Genomic DNA, 17,414 nt, shown 5'->3' with positions numbered 1-17,414 from the left:
CTCCCCGTCCTTGTCGTGAACGCCGGATGGTTACGGGTTCCCGGTGGGCTTCCTCCGGCGTGTCATTCGTCCAGGACGGCGATGATGCGCCGGACGTCGTCGTCGTCGGCGCCCCGCAGGAAGACGGACACCTCGCCGCACCTGAGTTCCACGGACGGCGGTTCGACCCTGCTTCTGCGCCAGGTCGCAACGGCGAGCGCCAGGTTGGCGATCCCGAGGCCCCCGTCGATGCCGAGCTGGATGAGGTCCAGACCCGACCCCATCTCGCCGTCCCCGATCGGCCGCGACGAGGCCAGCTCGGGACCCGTCGTCGCGAGCCGCTCGTCGGCCAGCAACCACGCGTACAGAGCGCGGAGTTCGCCCTCCCGGTCCGAGTGGTCGACGATGATCTCAAGGTGCATCCGATGTTCCCCCATCCGGCAAGGTCAGAGTCCGGGCTCCCGTCGGGTACGGGACCCGGATACCGCGGTGCGTGTGGCTTCGGTCAGTGCACTCGTTTCCGTCTGTTCGGCGACGCGGCGCAACAGCGCACCGGCGCGGTCGTGTTCCCCGAGGGCGCCCACGCACCACGCCACCCAGAAGCGGCTGGCCAGTGTCAGGGGATGGTCGGCGCCCAGGAGTGTGGCACGCAGCTCGGCGATGTCCTCTTGCAACCGCAGGGCGGGCAACAGCTCGCCCCGCTTCGCCAGGGCGACCGCTTCGTGGAAGCGACTGTCGATGCGCTCCACGGAAGGTTGTCGAGGAAGCCGTGAGGTGGAGTGCGGCGACGCACCCGCCTCCGCGTGCCCGGCCTCGTCGAGTAGTGCGTGACTGAGCCCGGGTGTGGCCCACCAAGGTCTCTCGACGGCCCCCAGATCGCCGACGGACCGATTGTTGACGCCCGTTACGGTCAGACCTGTCGTCTCCAGGAAGGTGCGTGGCGTGGAGGACGTGCGGTCGACGGAGGAGGGTTCGCCCGCCGGGATCGGCGTGGTGTGTTCGATGTCCACGAGCAGACCCCGAAGCGGGATTTCGTCGGACCACTCGGCGAGGGCGGACGCGCATGCGCTCGCGGACGGACGCCGGGTCGGGTCGCGCTCCAGCATCCGGCCCACCAACCTCACGAGCGCCTGCGGGATGCCCGGAACGTCCGCGGGAGTCAGCGGAGCGATGTCCTGGGAGACCTTGGCCATCAGGACGCGGGCGACGTTGCGTCCGTCGAACTCCTCGGGCAGGCGCCCCCTCAGCATGCGGTACACGATGCAGCCGAGCGCGTAGACATCCATGCCGGCGCCGATGTCGTACCCGGCGATCGTCTCCGGCGCCATGTACAGGGGGGTGCCGATCACGTGGCCGGTGGCGGTGCGGTTGCGTGCGACCACGGAGTCCACGGCGATGCCGAAGTCCAGGAGTACCACCCTGCCGCTGCGGCAGAGGACGACGTTGCTCGGCTTGACGTCACGGTGCACGATGCCGGCCCGGTGTGCGACGTCGAGGGCGGTGCCCAGCGCCACGCCGACCGCGCAGCTCTGGCCGATGTCGAGACGGCGTCGAAGCAGGACGTGGTCGAGCGACTCGCCGTCCAGCAGTTCCATGACGAGGAACAGTTCGCCGTCCGTCTGGAATATGTCGAGCATCCGCACGATGTTGGGGTGTTCGAGTCGCGCCGCGAAGCGATACTCCGACCGTGCGCGGCTGTCGCGCAGGTCGTCGATGCCGTCCACGACCCGTACGATCTTGACCGCGACCTCGCGGTCCAGCATTGTGTCGCGGCCCGCCCATACGCTCCCGGCGGCGCCCGAACCGATTCGTGTCTCCAACCGGTACCGACCGGCGACTGTGCGCATTCCCACCCCCGAACGCTGTATCAAGCCTGGACCACCGCGGCATCAACCGGCAAGCAAAAGACGGCTATTGGCCGCCTCCGGCCAACGCCGTCGAGGCCTGTGTAGCCGAGACCCGCATAGCCATCGGGACCGGTTCAGCCATCGAGACCCGTTTAGAGGAACGAAATCGGGCCGCACCAGGAGCGCACGCCACACCGCGTGCCCCTCGCGGAAGACCTCCTCGGCCTTCGCCAGACCCATGATCAACGGCACCGGGAGGGTCCCCGGACGCAGCTTGCGCTCCTGCCCTCCGCGAACATCAAGGGCGTCAGCGGGATCCGATCCCCATCGCGGCGACGCATCGGCAACGCGCCACCCCTTTGGGAGCGCCGATCTTGTGACCGCTGACACTGATCAAATCGATCGGGGCGGGGAGGTCCCCCGGAAGCTTCCCGAATCCCTGCACCGCCTCGGCGTGCAGGAACGTGGGCGTCTCCCGCAGGATCCGGGGCAAGTCCGGGATCGGCTGCACCGTTCCGGTCTCGTCGTTCACGTGCATCAATGACACCGGCAGCGGGTCCGGCGCCGCAGCCGCTCGCGGACCGCCTCCACTTCGACGCGGCCGTTCGTGCCCGGCGACAGGAAAATGACCTCGAAGCCGCGCGACCGCAGAAGCTCCAACGGCTCGATGAGGGCCCTGTGCTCGCTTGCCGGGATGATGGTGTGCCGACGACCGGACTCCTCGCCGTGCTTCTTGAGGTAGGCGGGCGGCAGTTCGAACCAGGCGCCGGCGTCGCGGTCGACACCGGCCCCTCGTCTTCGAGCCAGGCCGGCACCAGACAGCGGTGCAACCCCCACTCGGCCCGTCGCCCAGCCGCATGATCGGGATGCCATACATCCCGATTCACGACCGCCGGCCCGCCCACCGCGTCGCGGTCGCTCCATCCGGGTGCCCTGCGCGCCGGCCGGCGTCGACGCCAATCGGGAAACCGCGCACCGCACGTCCGCCGCACCGGGCCCGACGCGTCCCCCACCGCCGTGCGCTCACGCCGGAGTCGTCGCCGAACCGCCCGTCAGCCCGTTCTCGTAGGCGGCGATGACCAGTTGGGCCCGATCCCGCGCACCCAGCTTGGTCAGCAGTCGGCTGACGTGCGTCTTGACCGTGCCGACGGCGAGGAACAACCGCGCGGCGATCTCGGCATTGGAGAGGCCGGTGGCGATCAGGTACAGCACCTCGCGCTCGCGGTCGGTGACACTCTCCAGGCTCGCGAGCGGTTGCCGCCGGACGGCGGGGCGGCTGACGAACTCCTCGATCAGCCGCCGCGTCACCGGCGGCGCCAACAGCGCCTCGCCGGCGGCGATCACCCGGATCGCGGCCAGCAGTTCGGCCGGGCGGGTGTCCTTGAGCAGGAATCCGCTCGCGCCCGCGCGCAACGCGCCGAACGCGTACTCGTCCAGCCCGAACGTGGTCAGGATCAGCACCCGGGGCCCGGGGGGACCGCCGTCGGCCATCACCTCGCGGGTCGCCTCGATGCCGTCGAGCAGCGGCATCCGGACATCCATCAACACCACGTCGGGACGGCTCTCCCGAATCAGCCGCACCGCCTCGCGCCCGTTGCCCGCCTCACCGACCACGGTCAACTCCGGGTCGGAGTCGATCAGTACGCCGAATCCCGCGCGCACCAGACTCTCGTCGTCGGCGACGAACACCCGAATCGTCACGCCGCCCCCGTCTCACTCGTGCCGAACGTGCCTGCGTAAACGGGCTGTTCCCCCGGCAACGGCAACCACGCCGTGACCCGGAAGCCGCCCTCGGCACGTGGCCCGACGCTCACCCGACCACCGTATAGGGCGGCCCGTTCACGCATGCCGATCAGCCCGTGGCCGGACGGATGATGCCACTCTCCGGCCGAACTCCCGGCGATCGCCGAGCCGTTCGGGGCGGTCGCCGCTGTCGTGGCAGCCGTCCCCTTCGAGGTCGCCGGCCCATGGGAAGCAGCCGACGCCACCGACGCCCGCTCGGCCTGCCTCGACTCCACCCGCCGTAGGCCGTCGTCGACGACCTCGATCCCGATCCCGGCGTCCTCGACCGACACCGTCAACCGGGCCCGGTCGGTCCCCGCGTGTTTGGCCACGTTGGTCAGCGCCTCCTGGACGATCCGGTACGCCGCCCGGTCCAGCCCGTGCGGCAGTTCATCGAGGCCACCGCTCACCGTGGCGTCGACGCGTACCCCGGCCTGGGCGCTGCGCGCGAGCAGCCCCTCCAGGTCGGCCAGCGCGCCGGGCGAATACTCCGCCGCGTCGTCGTCCCGGAGCAGCCCCACCAGCGAGCGCAGTTCGACCAGCGCCGACCGACTGACCTCTTCGATCGCCGCCAACGCGGCGGCGGCCTGGGCCGGCCGGGTGTGAATGACATGGTTCCCGACGCCGGACTGCACCGCGATGACGCTCAGGCTGTGCGCCACCACGTCGTGCAGCTCGCGCGCGATGTCCAGGCGTTCCTCGGTGACCGCACGGCGCGCCCGAGCCACCTGAGCCGCCGCCCGCTCCTCCGCCTGGCGGCGCAGGCCCTCGTTGTGCGCGCGGCCTCTGGCCGCCGCCCACCCGCAGACCCACGCGGCGAACTGCACGATGACGATCTGAAAGCCGATCATCGGTCGATCCGAAAGCTCCTGCATCACCAGGCTGGACACCAACTCGCCCAGCAGGGAACCCCCCAGCACGAGTGCCGCCACCCGCCGCGAGCGAGCCTGTGCCCCGTAGGCGACCAGGACCGCGAGCATCCACACCGCCAGGAACCACGGTGTCGCCATCAGCGGTGGCAGCAGCACGGACGTGGCGACCATCGCGGCGAGCGGCGCGAACCGGCGCAGCACGAATGCTCCCGCGAAGAGCCAGATCGTCATGAACACCACCGGCACCGGCAGGCATCCGTGCCACGTCAGCGTGGAGACACCCAGCGACAGGACCACGCCCAGCGCACCGGCGATCGCCACGTCCACGGCCACGAGCAGCCGGCGACGCGGACCCTGCTTCGAGGTGTACGCCTGCGGCGTCGTCGAGTTCACGCATCGACGCTACGCGCGCGAGCAGGACGTGACTTCTGTCTCCGGGCCACCCTTCGCATCGTCCTCAGGTCGTAGCCGGGCCCCGCCATCCCCCGCGCGACAGACCCGCCGTGGTCTGTCGCCCGCCGGACGCGCCCGGGCCCGGCGAACTGCGAGGTTCGAGGGGTCGAACCCGCGCCGTCCTCCCACCGCCTTCCCATCCACCCCGCCGGCTTTCCGCCACCCGCCCGCCGACACGGAAGGAAGTGATCCCGATCGTCACGACCGATCACCCATGCCGCGCCGTGACCCCGGCCTCCGCGCCCATCCGCGAGCCGACGCGGGCGGCCGCCGGTCGGCTCCGTCGCGCAGTGGGCCGGTGGTCCCGCACCCTGCTGCTGCCGATCGCCTACCTGTTGGCCGCGAGTGTGGTCACGGCCGTCCAGACCTGGGTACTCGGGCCGGCAGACCGCGCCGCACTGGTCGACTGGGCCTCGACCAACCTCACCAACCTCCGCGGCCGACCGATCGAGTCACTGACCGCCTCGGCATTCGTACTCGAACCCGAACGCTGGTCGCACCTCGCCGTCACCGGCCTCGCCCTGACCGCACTGACCGACCGCTTCGGCAATCGCCGAGCCGCCCTGATCGCGGCCACGGGACACGTGGCCGGCACGGCGGTCGGCCAGGGCCTGCTCGCCGCCCGGATCACCCTCCACGACGCCCCGACCGACCTCCGCGACATGTCGGACGTCGGCCCGTCCTACCTGGTGATCGCGGCCCTGGCGGCGATAGCCCTGACCGGTCGACGACGGCTGACCCGTGCCCCGGCGATCACCCTCCTGGCATGGCACGCACTCGCCTGGCCGGAGGGCATCACCCACGCGAACGTCACCGAAATCGGCCACCTGACCGCCTGCCTCACCGGCGCCCTCCTCGGCGGCACCCTGGCACTCCGGAGCCGTGCCCGCCCCGCCGACTCCGTTGCGGCGGGCCCGCTTCGGCACATGCGCTCGCGCAGGGACAACGGCGGCCCTCAGCCGAATTCGCCACGAGTTTGACCGCCCAGGGATACACCACCAAGCTCGAAGCCCTGTTCGGCGAGAACCATCCGGCCACCCGCCAGGACGCCGTCGCGTGGTACCGGTCCACCGTTCACCAGGACCGTGCCACGGCCGGAGCCGAGATGGACAGCACCGTCGAGTTCACCGCGGCCGACGAGACCTACCTCCCCCGCGGCGGCGTGGGGCACCGCACACCCCCTACACCCGGCACCGCACCATCGACCTGGCCGAACGGGACGGACGTTGGGTCATCACCGGAATCCGCAAGACGGCGCTGAAGAAGCCGGCGCCGCGCCCGTCGCGAGACCGAGCAACCGAGCGGCCGCGAGAGCTCGCGGTTCCTCCTCCGCCGTCAGCTCGCGCAGGATGGCGTCCGGGTCGGTGGCCCCACCCAACCAGCCGGCCATACGCGGCAGGAGCCGCACCGGCGATGCCCACGCCCGCGATCGCGGCCGCCGTACGCGAAAGCCCGTCGAGTGCCCCGGCAGCGAACCCCGGACCCGCAAGGATCAAGCCGGCGTTTTGGTCGGCGGCACGCAGGTCGCGGAGCCGATGTCGATCGGGTACGGAACTCACCGAATCCCGGGGCCCGTACGGCCCCGGGAGGGCGAGCCGGCACCACACCGCGTCGACCCGGGAGGGCGAGCCGGCACCACACCGCGTCGACCCGGGAGGGCGAGCCGGCACCACACCGCGTCGACCCGGGAGGGCGAGCCGGCACCGCACCGGTCGACCCGGCCGGGATCACCGGTAGCCGTAGTCGGCCCAGTTGTCGATGACGGTTTGTTGCAGTTCTCGGGGATAGGAGCCGCGGAAGGATGCCGTCGTGCCGCGGGTGGTGCCGTGGAACTGTTCCGGGAGGAGGCAGCTGCTGATCGACTTGCCGCCCCTGCCGGAGCGGATCTCTTCGGGGGTCAGATAGGGCACCATCGGGATGCCGGGGGCCTCGGGGAAGCAGTACTCGCCCGTACCCGGGTGGTAGCGGGTGGCCATGGCCCAGACGACCTGGTCGATGTCGGTGACGTCGATGTCGTCGGCGACGAGGACGACCTTGGGCACCAGCCAGCCGACGTGCGAGGCGAACAGGACGTCGGCCACGGCCCGCACCAGCTTCGCCTCCGTGGTGCGCATCTCGCGCAGACGCCGCAGGTCGACGGAGACCACCATCCAGCAACCGGCCGCCTCGTAGGAACACCAGGCCAGATCGACCGGCAGACCCGCGGAGCGCAGCAGGTCCAGGGCCGCGGCGGAGATCATCGTGCCCCAGACGGTGTGATTCTCCTCCGGCGGCAGGCCGGCGGCGCAGACCGGCAGAATCGGGTCGTCGCGGTGGGTCACCGCCTCCACGTGGAAGACCGGCTGCGGCTTGCTCTCCGGAAACGCGTACCCGTGGTATTCGCCCATCGGGCCCTCCGGCGCCGTCTCGTCACGGCTGAGGTATCCCTCCAGCACGATCTCGGCGTTGGCCGGTACGTACAGGCCGTTCGTCTCGGTCCGCACCACTTCGACCGGGCTGCCGGTGAGCGCGCCGACGTAGCCACCCTCGTCGACGTGCGCGGGCAGGGGCATGCCGGCGGCGGCCAGGGCGGCGGGCGGTGCCCCGAGCACCATGGCCCAGGGCGTGTGCTCGCCCCGCGCGCGCCACATCTCGTGGATCATGCCGATGTGCTGCTGCGGCATCGCGGGACCGACCAGGGTGTTGCGGTCGTGCAGCATGGTGCGGGCGACGGACCAGCTGGTCCACCCGCCGTCGGGGCTGCGCACGACGTGGAAGCCGTACGTCCCGAAGTACCGTCCGCCGTCCTCCTGGTGCAGCAACGGCACGGGGAACTCCTCCAGGTCGACCGCGTCCCCCGTCCGAATGTTCTGCTTGCACGGCGATTCGGTGACCACGACCGGCGGGAGCGGCGCCGCGTGCATGGCGCCGACCAGCTTCTCGAGGATGTCGCGCGGGCGGGCCTGGCGCGGCAGGCCGAAGTGCGCCGCGAGCCTGCCGTACTCCTGTGCGCCGGGTGTGCCGAGCCCGGCCGGCGCGCCGAGGATCCGAAAGCCGGGGGCGGCCCCGACGAGGGAGCCGAACAGGGGCGCCGGCGACCGCGTTTCGTATGCCCGTCGGGTGATCGCCCCCACCTCGAGGTGGGGATCGACGGCGCGGTCGATCGCCACGGCGTCCCCGGCGGCGAGGAGTTCGTCGACGAAGTCGCGGAAGTCGACCGCGGGGCCGTGCTGGGTCATGGGAAGAGGTCCCTTCTTCATCGGGTGTGTGGTGCGCCGGTACCGGATCGACGGTCGGCGGGGGCCGGCTTCCCGCTGCGGTGGCCAAAGCGGGGTCAGGCGGCGGACGTGCCGGTGCGCGCGGCCCGCATTCCGGCCCAGCGGCGGGCCGCGGGAGCGGACCGGCCGAGCTGATCGAGGACTCGGGAGGCGATGTGGTCGACGATGTCGTCGACCGTCTCGGGGCGGTTGTAGAAGGCCGGCATCGGCGGCACGATCGCTGCGCCCGCACGCGAGAGCGCGAGCATGTTCTCCAGATGGATCTCGCTCAGCGGCGTCTCCCTCGGCACCAGCACCAACGGCCGGCGCTCCTTGAGCACCACGTCCGCGGCCCGTCCGACGAGCCCCTCCGAGTAACCGGCGCGGATTCCGGCGAGGGTCTTCATGCTGCAGGGCACGATCACCATGCCGTCGGTACGGAAGGAACCGGAGGAGATGCTCGCACCCTGGTCCTCGGGGGCGTGTACGACGTCCGCCAGTTGCGCCACCTCGCGTACGGACCGGCCGGTCTCCAGTTCGATGGTGGTGCGGGCCCAGCGGCTGAGCACCAGATGCGTCTCCACGTCCGGGTCGGCGGCCAGGAACTCGAGCAGCCGGATGCCGAGTACGGCGCCGGTCGCGCCCGTCATTCCCACGATCAGTCGCATGCGGTTCGCTTCCCTGGGTTCGGTCCGGCCGGGCGCGCCACGCACCGATGCCGGAGTATTTCGGTCATGGTCCGACCGGCCCCCGGAAAACCCGTTCGCGATCGTTCCGCAGCTCACGCTAGGCGTCACTGGTGTCCGAGAAGCGCTAGTCTCGGACACACCATGGGCAAAAACGGACACACCGACGGTGTTGCGGAAATCCCTTTCCCCTCCACCCCGGGTGGGCCGCCCGGGGTGGAGGTCTTCGACCTCCCCGGCTGGACCGAGCGCATCGGCCGACACGGCGTGGGGGCGTACGCGCCCGTCCGCCCCGCCTTCCACGTGCTGATCACGGTGCGCACCGGTCGACTGCCGTGCGCGGTGGACCTCACCGACTGTGTGGTGGACAGCGGATCCTGGCTGTGGGTGCGACCGGGACAGGTGCTCCGGCTCCGATCCGGACCCGCTGCGCAGGGCACGGTCGTCGTCTTCCAGGCCGGCTTCCTGGACGCGGCCACCGTCGCGGCCGCCCACATCGACCGACGGGCCTGGCGGCTTCCGCTCGCCCCCGCACCCGAGGCCCAGGCGCCGGTGCGCGACACCCTGGAGATGCTCACGAGCGAGTACCACCGGCTGGGAAACCTCCCGCTGGAGGTGCACGTCGACGTCGTCCGCCACCTGCTCGCCGTCCTCGTACTGCGGCTGGCCCACCTACCGGGCGGCCTGCGCAACCCGACCGCGGGGGACCTGACCTTCCGCCGCTTCCAACGCGCCGTCGAGGAGGGCTTCGGCCACACCCACCGGGTGGAGGACTACGCCGCGCGACTGGGCTACAGCGTCCGCACCCTGACCCGTGCGAGCACCGCCGCCGTCGGGCTGGGAGCCAAGGCCTTCATCGACAACCGCGTCGTACTGGAGGCCAAACGGCTGCTCCTGCACACCGAGTTGCCCGCCGGTGCGATCGGGGACCGGCTCGGGTTCCCGAACTCTTCGGTCTTCACCAAGTTCTTCCGCCATCGCACGGGCGAGACCCCGGCCGGCTTCCGGGCCCGCGCCCACGGCAGCGGGACGTAGCGGTACGAGCACCTCGCCACGACCGGGCCGCGACAACACCACCTCGCGTCCCACTCCGCACCCACTGCCATCACCACGATCCCGGCACCACGCCAACCACGCCGACGACGCCAACGCCGGTGCCGACGCCGATGCCGATGCCGACCAGTTTCGCCACCGAGCCCGCCCATGGCCCCGAGAGCATGGACGGCGACCCGGGGTAAAGGCCATGGTTCGTCGTCCTTTTGATCGAGATCGCCGTGGTGGCCGCGACCACGGCCCTGGGGTTCGCGTTAACCGTGCAGGGACCTGCGGCAATCGCGGGTGCCTCCCTGCTCACGGGGGCCGCCGCCGTCCGAGGTATTCCCATCCGGACGCACGCGGCGGCGAATCACAGGCTCGCCATGGGCGTTCACAGGCGCATGGCCTCGACGAATGTTCGGATCCGACGATCCGACACATGGAACGGAAACGCCGTGCGACGCATCCTTCTCATCGCCAGTGGCAACAACGGCCTGACCCAACGCGCCGACCTGGCTCTTCGGGCGGCCGGCCACAAGGTGCGACTCGCCGTGGTCGCCGATGAGTCGGACATTCTGCAGGCAGTCGCCTCGGCGGATTTCGAAGTCGTCATCTGCCCGTTCTTGAAGACGCGCATCCCGTCGTCCGTCTGGAGAGCCTGGCCCACGGTCGTCATTCACCCGGGCGCGGTCGGCGATCGCGGACCTTCCTCGTTGGACTGGGCCATCGCCGACGGTGAGCCGCTCTGGGGGGTGACGGCCCTGTCGGCCGTGGAGGAAATGGACGCGGGGCCCATCTGGGCGACGCGCACGTTCCCGATGAGCGAACCTCCGGCACGCAAGTCGGCCGTCTACAACGGGCTCGTCGCCGACGCGGCCGTCGAATGCGTTCTCGAGGTCGCCGAGAAGGTCGGGGATCCCGCATTCGTCCCCGTGCCGGCAGAGCGATACCCGAAGGCGGTGCCGTCGGCTCGCCTGCGCCCGGCGATGTCACAAACGGACCGCGCGTTCCGGTGGGACTCACCGGGGCCGGACATCGTGCGATCGATCGCGGCGGCGGACGGGTTCCCGGGGGTGCTCGCGAACATCGGTTCCGGGTCCGCCTACCTCTACGACGCGCGCTTGGACGGCCCGGTCGCCGGAGCACTCCCGGGCACGATCGTGGCACGGCACCACGAAGCCGTGCGCGTGGCGGCCCGGGACTCCAGCGTATGGATCGGACACATGCGCGCCAGGACCGAACGCACGGCCCGTGCCTGCAAGCTTCCCGCACTGCAAACGCTGGCGCGCGGCGATTACGGCGTGGACGTCGCGGCCCTGCCCGAAGCGACGTGCTCGCCGTACACCGATATCGAGTACCGCCGTGAGGGCGACATCGGATACCTCACATTCGACTTCTACAACGGTGCCATGAGCACACGCCAGTGTGAACGACTCCTGTCGGCGCTGCGCGAGGCAACGGCCCGGGACACCAAGGTGCTGGTCCTGCGGGGCGGTTCCGAGTTCTTCTCCAACGGCATCCATCTCAACGTCATCGAGGCCGCCGATCGACCGGCGTTGGAGGCGTGGCTGAACATCACGGCCATCAACGCCGTCTGCCGCACCATCCTCACCACCACCGGACAGGTCCTCGTCGCGGCGTTCGAGGCCAACGCGGGCGCGGGCGGTGTGATGCTTCCTCTGGGGGCCGACGTGGTCGTCGCCCGTCCGGGCATCGTGTTGAACCCGCACTACGCGACCATGGGACTGAGCGGCTCGGAACTGCACACCTACACTCTGCCCCGGCGCGTCGGCGAAGCGACGGCCCGACGGCTCACCATCGATTGCAGACCGATCGATGCGCAGACCGCGCTCGCCATCGGCCTCCTCGACCGCATCGGCCCCGCCGGGAAAGCCGATTTCGACGGGTGGTTGGCCGAGCTGGCCCGGGCGGAAGTCGAAACACACGAGCAGACCATCGACACCAAACGCAAGACTCTGTCCGTCGACGGCGCCCTCAAGCCGGTCGCCGCGTACGAGGCCGAAGAACTCGAGGCCATGGCCTACGACATGTTCGCGGACCGCCAAGGCTTCGCGCACAAGCGCCACCGCTTCGTCTTCAAGCTCTGAATGGGGATTTGCGTATGGAGTGCGGTCCCCCCGCCTCTTGGACGTGGAACGCTCATCCTTGCACCGCGAGGGCGACTGGCCATTGGGTTGGGAAACGATGCCGTTCCCCAAGCCGGATACCGTCGAAATCGCCGTCTGGGGATGAGGTCGCCCGAACACGGCCCGATTCACCGACAGTTCAGAGAAGCCTGCATCCTCTGCCCCGTCCTGCGGCCCGACCCCGAGCAGATGCCCGGGCTGGAGGAGATCCGCGCCAACCTGGTCGACCGCCTCCGGGAGGCCAAGGAACAGGGCCAGCTCGATGAGGTCGCGGCGATCGAGGCAAGCCTCGCCGCCGCCGAGCAGAAGCTCACCGCGATGCGCGACGTGTCTGCCCGGCACACCACCGTGCACCTCGGGATGCCCGACTTCCGAACCAGCGCACGCCGTCTCACCTCCGACCCGGCCGGCGGCTACTGAGGTTTGATGCGTGATGTCGCTGGTCGAGGTCTCGAAGTGCGAAGACGAGGGTTCGCCGCGCGCGGCATCATGCGAAGAGCACCGGAAACGGGCTCTCCCGGATGGGTCGTGCGGCGTGTTGGCCTGGCTCCCGAGGGAAGTCCCACTTCGCGGAGCTGCGCTAGTAGTAGCCCTTCGTGCCGTCGAGTAGCTCCCGGACGATGTCCGCGTGCCCTGCGTGTCGCCCGGTCTCCTCGACGAGGTGAATCAGTATCCAGCGGAGGTTGGCGCTGCCGTCGCGGAAGTCGGGGTGGCGGCCTGTGTCGTCCAGGTCGGCCGCGGCAGTGATCGCGTTGCTGCGGGTGCACTGGGCCTCGTACTCCGCAAGGAGTTCTGCGAGGGGGCGGGCGTCGGTGTGCCAGTCGGCGTTCTTGCTTGACTCGTCGAATGCGGGGTTCTGCTTCTTGTCGCCGCCGAGGAACAGCACTTCCAGCCATATGTGCTCGGTCCAGCGCATGTGGGAGATGAGACCGGCCATCGTCATGTCCGGTGAGGTCGGGATGACCGGGCGGCGCGCGTCCTCGTCGCTCAGCCCTTCGCATTTCCAACGCAGGATCTGCCGCTGCAGGTCCAACCAGCCGATGAGCGCGGTGCGTTCATCCGCTTGGAGCGGAGGCCGTTTCAGTTCCGACATGCCGACGCACGCTACCAGGGCGGTCGGGAGGGGGCACCCGGGTAAGGGGCTCGTCCGCGTTTACTGGTGATCTTCGCATGATGCCGCGGGGCGGGCCCTCGTCCTTTGATGGGTGATGTCGCTGGGGCGACGCCTTGAACTGCGACCTCAGCAACACCACAAGGGGCTTCCACGACACGCCTGGATCGAGTTCCGCGTCAAGCGCGGCAACGCTGTCGTGCGCGCACCACCCCGCCAGGGGGGACGCCTCTGCGGCGAACCTGGTCAGGTTTCCGCCGAAGCCGTAGCCGGACCGCGAACGGGCGACGTGCGCCGCGAGCCGCCCCCCTCGGACCCGTGCAGCGCGTTCGTCACGAGCGCGCGCGCGTACTCGGCGTCCAGCCGGCCGGGACGGAAGAGGATGCGGTACATGATCGGCGCCACCACACGATCGATCAACAGCTCCGTATCGGGGACCGGCTCCTTCCGCAGTACCGCACGGTTCAGCACGGCGTCGATCTGCTCGGCGGCGTAGGCCGAGCACTGACCGGCGTTGGCGCCGTCCGGGTCGCCGAGCAGCGCGTCCCTGATGTAGGCGCGCCCGGGCGGAGAGGCCATCTCGTCGAGGAACTGCTCCGCCCAGGCGTCGAGATCGGCGCGCAGGCTGCCCAGATCGGCCGGATCCGTTTCCGGGCGCAGCCGTTCGACCGCGACGTCCGACAGGAGTTCCTGCAGGTCGCCCCAACGGCGGTAGATCGTGGAGGGGGTCACACCGGCCCGAGCGGCCACCATGGGGACGGTCAGCGCATCGCGGCCCACCTCACCCACGAGTTCACGCACCGCCGCATGGACGGACTCCTGCACACGTGCGCTGCGCCCGCCGGGACGGGCCATCGGCTTGGGGCTCATGCGATCCACCCTAATGCGAATCAGTTGCTTCCAGGGACTGTCTTCAATCCCGCCTCGGGCTCCGCGGCGTCCGGTGCCGTGTAGCGGCACGCCGAGGAAACGCTCGCATAGTGGTTCTATTCGGGTGTTCCACCGGGACGGCGGCGGCGCCGGGCGTCCCGGTGCTCGGCGCGGGATCGAAGACCGGCCTTCTGGTGCCAGGTCGTCCCCCCGTCCGGAGCTTCCGGGGGGTGCGGCTCACCGGCCGCGCGACGCGTCCCGGCCCCGGTGGCCACCGGGGTCGCCGGCGGTCGTCCGTGCCACCGGTGGCGGCCGGGACGTCCGCCGTCTCACGTCGCGACCGGGGCGAGCCGCCCCGTACCGGCCGCCGCCTCCTGGTAGACCCGGCCCACGCGGAGCACCGTCGCGTCGCGGAAGGGCCGTGCCATCAGCTGCATACCGATGGGAAGTCCGGCGCGGTCGTGACCGACCGGCAGGGTCAGGGCCGGTACGCCGGTGATGTTGGCAGGGGCGCAGAGGCGGACGTAGCTGTCGGAGACGGCCTCGGTCGTGCCGTCGGCCCACTCGACCGCGTCCTGATCCGACCTGGCGGCCGTCATCGGCACCGTGGGAGCGGCAAGGACGTCGATTTCGTCGAACATGCGGGCCCAGGCGTCGCGCATCATGGTGCGGGCCCGCTGGGCGCGGAGGTAGTCGCCGGCGGATGTGAGTTCGCCGGCCTCCAGCAGGATGCGGACGTCCGGGGCGTACAGGTCGGGCGTGGCTCGTAGCGACCGCTCGTGGTAGGCGGTGGCCTCGGGCACCATCAGCCCCCACTGCACGGCCTGGATGTAGCGGGCCATCGGGATCTCGACGTCGACGAGTTGCGCACCGAACTCCGCCAGTCGCTCGATCGCACGGCGCACCGCCTCCTCCACCTCGGGGGCGACTCGGTCGAAGTAGTGGTTGCGCGGTACGCCGACCTTCAGTCCTCGCAGGTCACCTCCGCCTGGGAAGCGGTCCGCTGCGGGGCCGGACACGCTCGCCGGGTCGCGCGGGTCGTAGCCGGCCGTCGCGGACAGCACCAGCGCCGCGTCCTGGACGGTGCGGGTGAGTGGGCCCACGTGGTCCAGGGACCAGGACAGTGATGTCACGCCGGAGCGTGGGACGAGGCCGTAGGTCGGTTTGAGGCCGACCACGCCGTTGAGGGCGGCGGGAACGCGGATGGAACCGCCCGTGTCCGTGCCCATGGCGAAGGTCGCTCCGCCGGAGGCGACAGCCACCGCCGAGCCGCCACTCGACCCTCCCGCGACCCGGCTGTGGTCCCAGGCGTTGTTCGTCTGCGGCGTGGTCAGGCCGTAGGCGAACTCGTGCGTGTGCGTCTTGCCCACGAGGACGGCCCCGGCGGCGGCGAGTCGTTCGGCCACCGTGCTGTCGCGTTCCGCCACATGCCCCGCCCGGACGTCGGAACTCGCCGTGGTGGGCATTCCCTTCGCGTCGATCAGGTCCTTGAGCCCCATGGGGATTCCGTGCAGCGGGCTGCGCGGTCCGCTTCCGGAGATCTCCCGTTCGGCCCGGACGGCCGCGGCCCGGGCCGCGTCGGCGGCGACGGTGACATAGGCGCCGAGCCGTCCTTCCACCGCGTCGATGCGGTCCAGTACGGATTCGACGAGTTCGACGGGGGACAGCTCGCGGGCGCGCAGGGCTCGGGAGGCTTCGGTGAGCGACAGCTCAAAGGGTTGCATCGACGTTCTCCCGTCCGGCCCGGTAGGAGGCCGCTGGAGGGATGTCGCCGAAGTCGAGTTCGCGCAGCGTGATGATGACGGAGTGGATGTGGTTGGCGGTCGTTGCCACCCCTTCGTGACGGTCGCCTCCCAGGGGGAGCCCCGCCCGCAGCGCCCCGCGGGCCGCCTCGTGGGGAGTGAGTTCACTGATCATGGGGTCCTTCCGGATCCGTGCGGTGCGCCGGGGCGGGAACCGGCCCATGACCCGACGCTAAAAGCTAACCATTTGCTTTAACCGACAGTAGGGCTATACGGTCGGTAAAAGCAAATGGATTGCTTTTAGCTCGGGAAGGACCCTCATGCAGAGCGTCTCCGCGGGCCTCGTATCTCCCCGCACCCCCACCTCGGGCCGTCTGCCCTTCGTGTTGCACGCTTCGATCCTGATCACGCTGCTCGCCGCATCCAGCGCGCCGACGCCGCTGTACTCCCGCTACCAGGCGCAGTGGCGGTTGTCCGCCCTCGACATCACCGTGGTCTTCGGCGCCTACGCCCTGGCTCTGCTGATCGCGCTGTTGACGACCGGCAGCCTCTCCGATCACATCGGGCGCCGCCCCGTCTTGATGGGCGCGCTCGCGGTCCAGGTCGCCTCCATGGCCCTGTTCGCGACGGCAGGCGGCCTGACCACCCTGATCGGTGCCCGCGTGTTGCAGGGCATCGCCACCGGCGCGGCCACCGGCGCCGCAGGCGCGGCTCTTCTCGATCTGGAGAACTCCGCTCGGCCCGGCCGTTCCGCTCTGGCCAACAGCATCGCTCCGGTGACCGGCATGGCGGCCGGCGTCCTGGGAGCCACCCTCCTGGTGCGCTTCGCCCCCGACCCGACGATCACGGTGTACGTGGCCCTGATCGCCCTGTTCGTCGCGCAGGCCGCCGCCCTCGCGTGGACGTCCGAGACCGCCCACCCTCGTCCGGGCGCGCTGCGCTCGATGCGGCCTCGTCCGGCGCTGCCGCCCGCGGCCGCCCATGCTCTCCTGCTCAACGGTGCCGGCGTGGTCGCCGTCTGGGCGCTCGGTGGCTTCTACTCGTCCCTGGGCCCGGCCTTCACCCGGCTCGTCTCCCCCGGCGGACCCGAGTCCGCAGGCGGCATGGTCTTCTTCACCCTGACGGCCGTCGCCGCCCCGACGGTGTACTTCACACGCAGGATGCGTGCGGATGTCTCCGCCCTCCTGGGAAGCTGCGCGGTGATACCGGCGGTCGGGCTGTCTCTCGGCGCCCTCTACCTCGCCGACCCGGTTCCGCTCTTCGCCGGGGCGGCGCTGGCGGGGTTCGGCTTCGGAGCCGTCTCCCAGGGTGCGCTGCGCGCGGTCATCGGCTCGGTTCCGGCACACCGGAAGGGCGGCGCCCTCGCCTCCCATCACGCACTCGCCTACCTGGCCATGAGCCTGCCCGCCATCGGGGCCGGCGCCCTCGCGGCGAGCTTCGGGCTGCGTACCGCAGCCCTGGCCTACGCCGGCTGCGTGGCGGTACTTGCCGGGATCGCGGTGACGGCGCTGTCCGGGCCACTGCGCGGCCGCCGGACACCACCCGGCCGCCCCTCGCACCATGGCCCAATGGTGAAGAACACCGCACCCGTCCCGGCGGACACCGCCACCCACGTCCCCTGCGTCCTCGCGACCCACAACAGGTAAGGAAACAG

Annotated in this window: 16 protein-coding genes; 5 read left to right on the top strand and 11 right to left on the bottom strand. The window is 70.7% G+C overall.

Annotation, left to right across the window (positions count from 1 at the left end; all coding sequences use genetic code 11):
• Nucleotides 1–62 precede the first annotated feature (62 nt).
• The 5 genes from ACIBM5_RS16775 to ACIBM5_RS16755 all read right to left on the bottom strand — a co-directional run bounded on the left by ACIBM5_RS16775 (nt 63) and on the right by ACIBM5_RS16755 (nt 4,873).
• Nucleotides 63–401: a hypothetical protein gene (locus tag ACIBM5_RS16775; RefSeq protein ID WP_396007534.1), complete on the bottom strand. Its 339-nt coding sequence runs from the start codon at nt 399–401 to the stop codon at nt 63–65.
• A gap of 24 nt (nt 402–425) precedes the next feature.
• Nucleotides 426–1,826, bottom strand: coding sequence for a protein kinase (locus ACIBM5_RS16770; RefSeq protein WP_396007676.1), 1,401 nt, complete (start codon nt 1,824–1,826; stop codon nt 426–428).
• A gap of 307 nt (nt 1,827–2,133) precedes the next feature.
• Entirely contained in the window at nt 2,134–2,358 is a 225-nt protein-coding gene (locus ACIBM5_RS16765; protein ID WP_396007533.1) for an aminotransferase class V-fold PLP-dependent enzyme, read from the bottom strand.
• Nucleotides 2,359–2,849: 491 nt separating this feature from the next.
• A complete protein-coding gene (locus ACIBM5_RS16760; RefSeq protein WP_396007532.1) occupies nt 2,850–3,527 on the bottom strand; it encodes a response regulator in 678 nt (225 codons plus the stop codon).
• Nucleotides 3,524–4,873, bottom strand: coding sequence for a sensor histidine kinase (locus ACIBM5_RS16755; protein ID WP_396007531.1), 1,350 nt, complete (start codon nt 4,871–4,873; stop codon nt 3,524–3,526). Before ACIBM5_RS16755 ends, ACIBM5_RS16760 begins: the two co-directional genes overlap by 4 nt.
• A gap of 350 nt (nt 4,874–5,223) precedes the next feature.
• Here ACIBM5_RS16755 and ACIBM5_RS16750 point away from each other — a divergent pair, with 350 nt between their 5' ends.
• Nucleotides 5,224–5,913: a rhomboid-like protein gene (locus ACIBM5_RS16750; protein ID WP_396007530.1), complete on the top strand. Its 690-nt coding sequence runs from the start codon at nt 5,224–5,226 to the stop codon at nt 5,911–5,913.
• A gap of 747 nt (nt 5,914–6,660) precedes the next feature.
• On the opposite strand, the gene ACIBM5_RS16745 is transcribed toward ACIBM5_RS16750, so the two are convergent.
• Together ACIBM5_RS16745 and ACIBM5_RS16740 are read right to left on the bottom strand one after the other, a co-directional pair.
• A complete protein-coding gene (locus ACIBM5_RS16745; protein WP_396007529.1) occupies nt 6,661–8,151 on the bottom strand; it encodes a UbiD family decarboxylase in 1,491 nt (496 codons plus the stop codon).
• A gap of 95 nt (nt 8,152–8,246) precedes the next feature.
• Nucleotides 8,247–8,837, bottom strand: coding sequence for a non-oxidative hydroxyarylic acid decarboxylases subunit B (locus tag ACIBM5_RS16740; protein WP_396007528.1), 591 nt, complete (start codon nt 8,835–8,837; stop codon nt 8,247–8,249).
• A gap of 162 nt (nt 8,838–8,999) precedes the next feature.
• Between ACIBM5_RS16740 and ACIBM5_RS16735 the strand changes: the two genes are divergently transcribed.
• The 3 genes from ACIBM5_RS16735 to ACIBM5_RS16725 all read left to right on the top strand — a co-directional run bounded on the left by ACIBM5_RS16735 (nt 9,000) and on the right by ACIBM5_RS16725 (nt 12,457).
• Nucleotides 9,000–9,890: a helix-turn-helix domain-containing protein gene (locus ACIBM5_RS16735; RefSeq protein WP_396007527.1), complete on the top strand. Its 891-nt coding sequence runs from the start codon at nt 9,000–9,002 to the stop codon at nt 9,888–9,890.
• Between the two features lie 224 nt (nt 9,891–10,114).
• Complete coding sequence (locus tag ACIBM5_RS16730) at nt 10,115–11,998, top strand: enoyl-CoA hydratase-related protein (protein ID WP_396007526.1); 1,884 nt, start codon at nt 10,115–10,117, stop codon at nt 11,996–11,998.
• Between the two features lie 228 nt (nt 11,999–12,226).
• Complete coding sequence (locus tag ACIBM5_RS16725; RefSeq protein WP_396007525.1) at nt 12,227–12,457, top strand: hypothetical protein; 231 nt, start codon at nt 12,227–12,229, stop codon at nt 12,455–12,457.
• Between the two features lie 160 nt (nt 12,458–12,617).
• On the opposite strand, the gene ACIBM5_RS16720 is transcribed toward ACIBM5_RS16725, so the two are convergent.
• The 4 genes from ACIBM5_RS16720 to ACIBM5_RS16705 form a co-directional block, all read right to left on the bottom strand.
• Complete coding sequence (locus ACIBM5_RS16720; protein ID WP_396007524.1) at nt 12,618–13,130, bottom strand: DinB family protein; 513 nt, start codon at nt 13,128–13,130, stop codon at nt 12,618–12,620.
• Between the two features lie 264 nt (nt 13,131–13,394).
• Nucleotides 13,395–14,018, bottom strand: a complete 624-nt coding sequence (locus ACIBM5_RS16715) for a TetR/AcrR family transcriptional regulator (RefSeq protein WP_396007523.1) — start codon at nt 14,016–14,018, stop codon at nt 13,395–13,397.
• A gap of 329 nt (nt 14,019–14,347) precedes the next feature.
• Nucleotides 14,348–15,742 carry an amidase gene (locus tag ACIBM5_RS16710; RefSeq protein WP_396007522.1) on the bottom strand — a complete coding sequence of 465 codons (1,395 nt, stop codon included), beginning with the start codon at nt 15,740–15,742 and terminating at the stop codon, nt 14,348–14,350.
• Nucleotides 15,729–15,935 (bottom strand): hypothetical protein, encoded by a 207-nt coding sequence (locus ACIBM5_RS16705; protein ID WP_396007521.1) that lies wholly within the window; start codon nt 15,933–15,935, stop codon nt 15,729–15,731. Before ACIBM5_RS16705 ends, ACIBM5_RS16710 begins: the two co-directional genes overlap by 14 nt.
• A 145-nt stretch (nt 15,936–16,080) precedes the next feature.
• Between ACIBM5_RS16705 and ACIBM5_RS16700 the strand changes: the two genes are divergently transcribed.
• On the top strand, nt 16,081–17,406 hold the full coding sequence (locus ACIBM5_RS16700) for an MFS transporter (RefSeq protein WP_396007520.1): 1,326 nt from the start codon (nt 16,081–16,083) through the stop codon (nt 17,404–17,406).
• Nucleotides 17,407–17,414 lie beyond the last annotated feature (8 nt).

Origin of the sequence: Embleya sp. NPDC050493, from assembly GCF_044458105.1 — a bacterium.
Lineage (GTDB): Bacteria > Actinomycetota > Actinomycetes > Streptomycetales > Streptomycetaceae > Embleya.
Note: the sequence above shows the minus strand (reverse complement) of the source record. Positions and strands in the feature narration are given on the sequence as shown.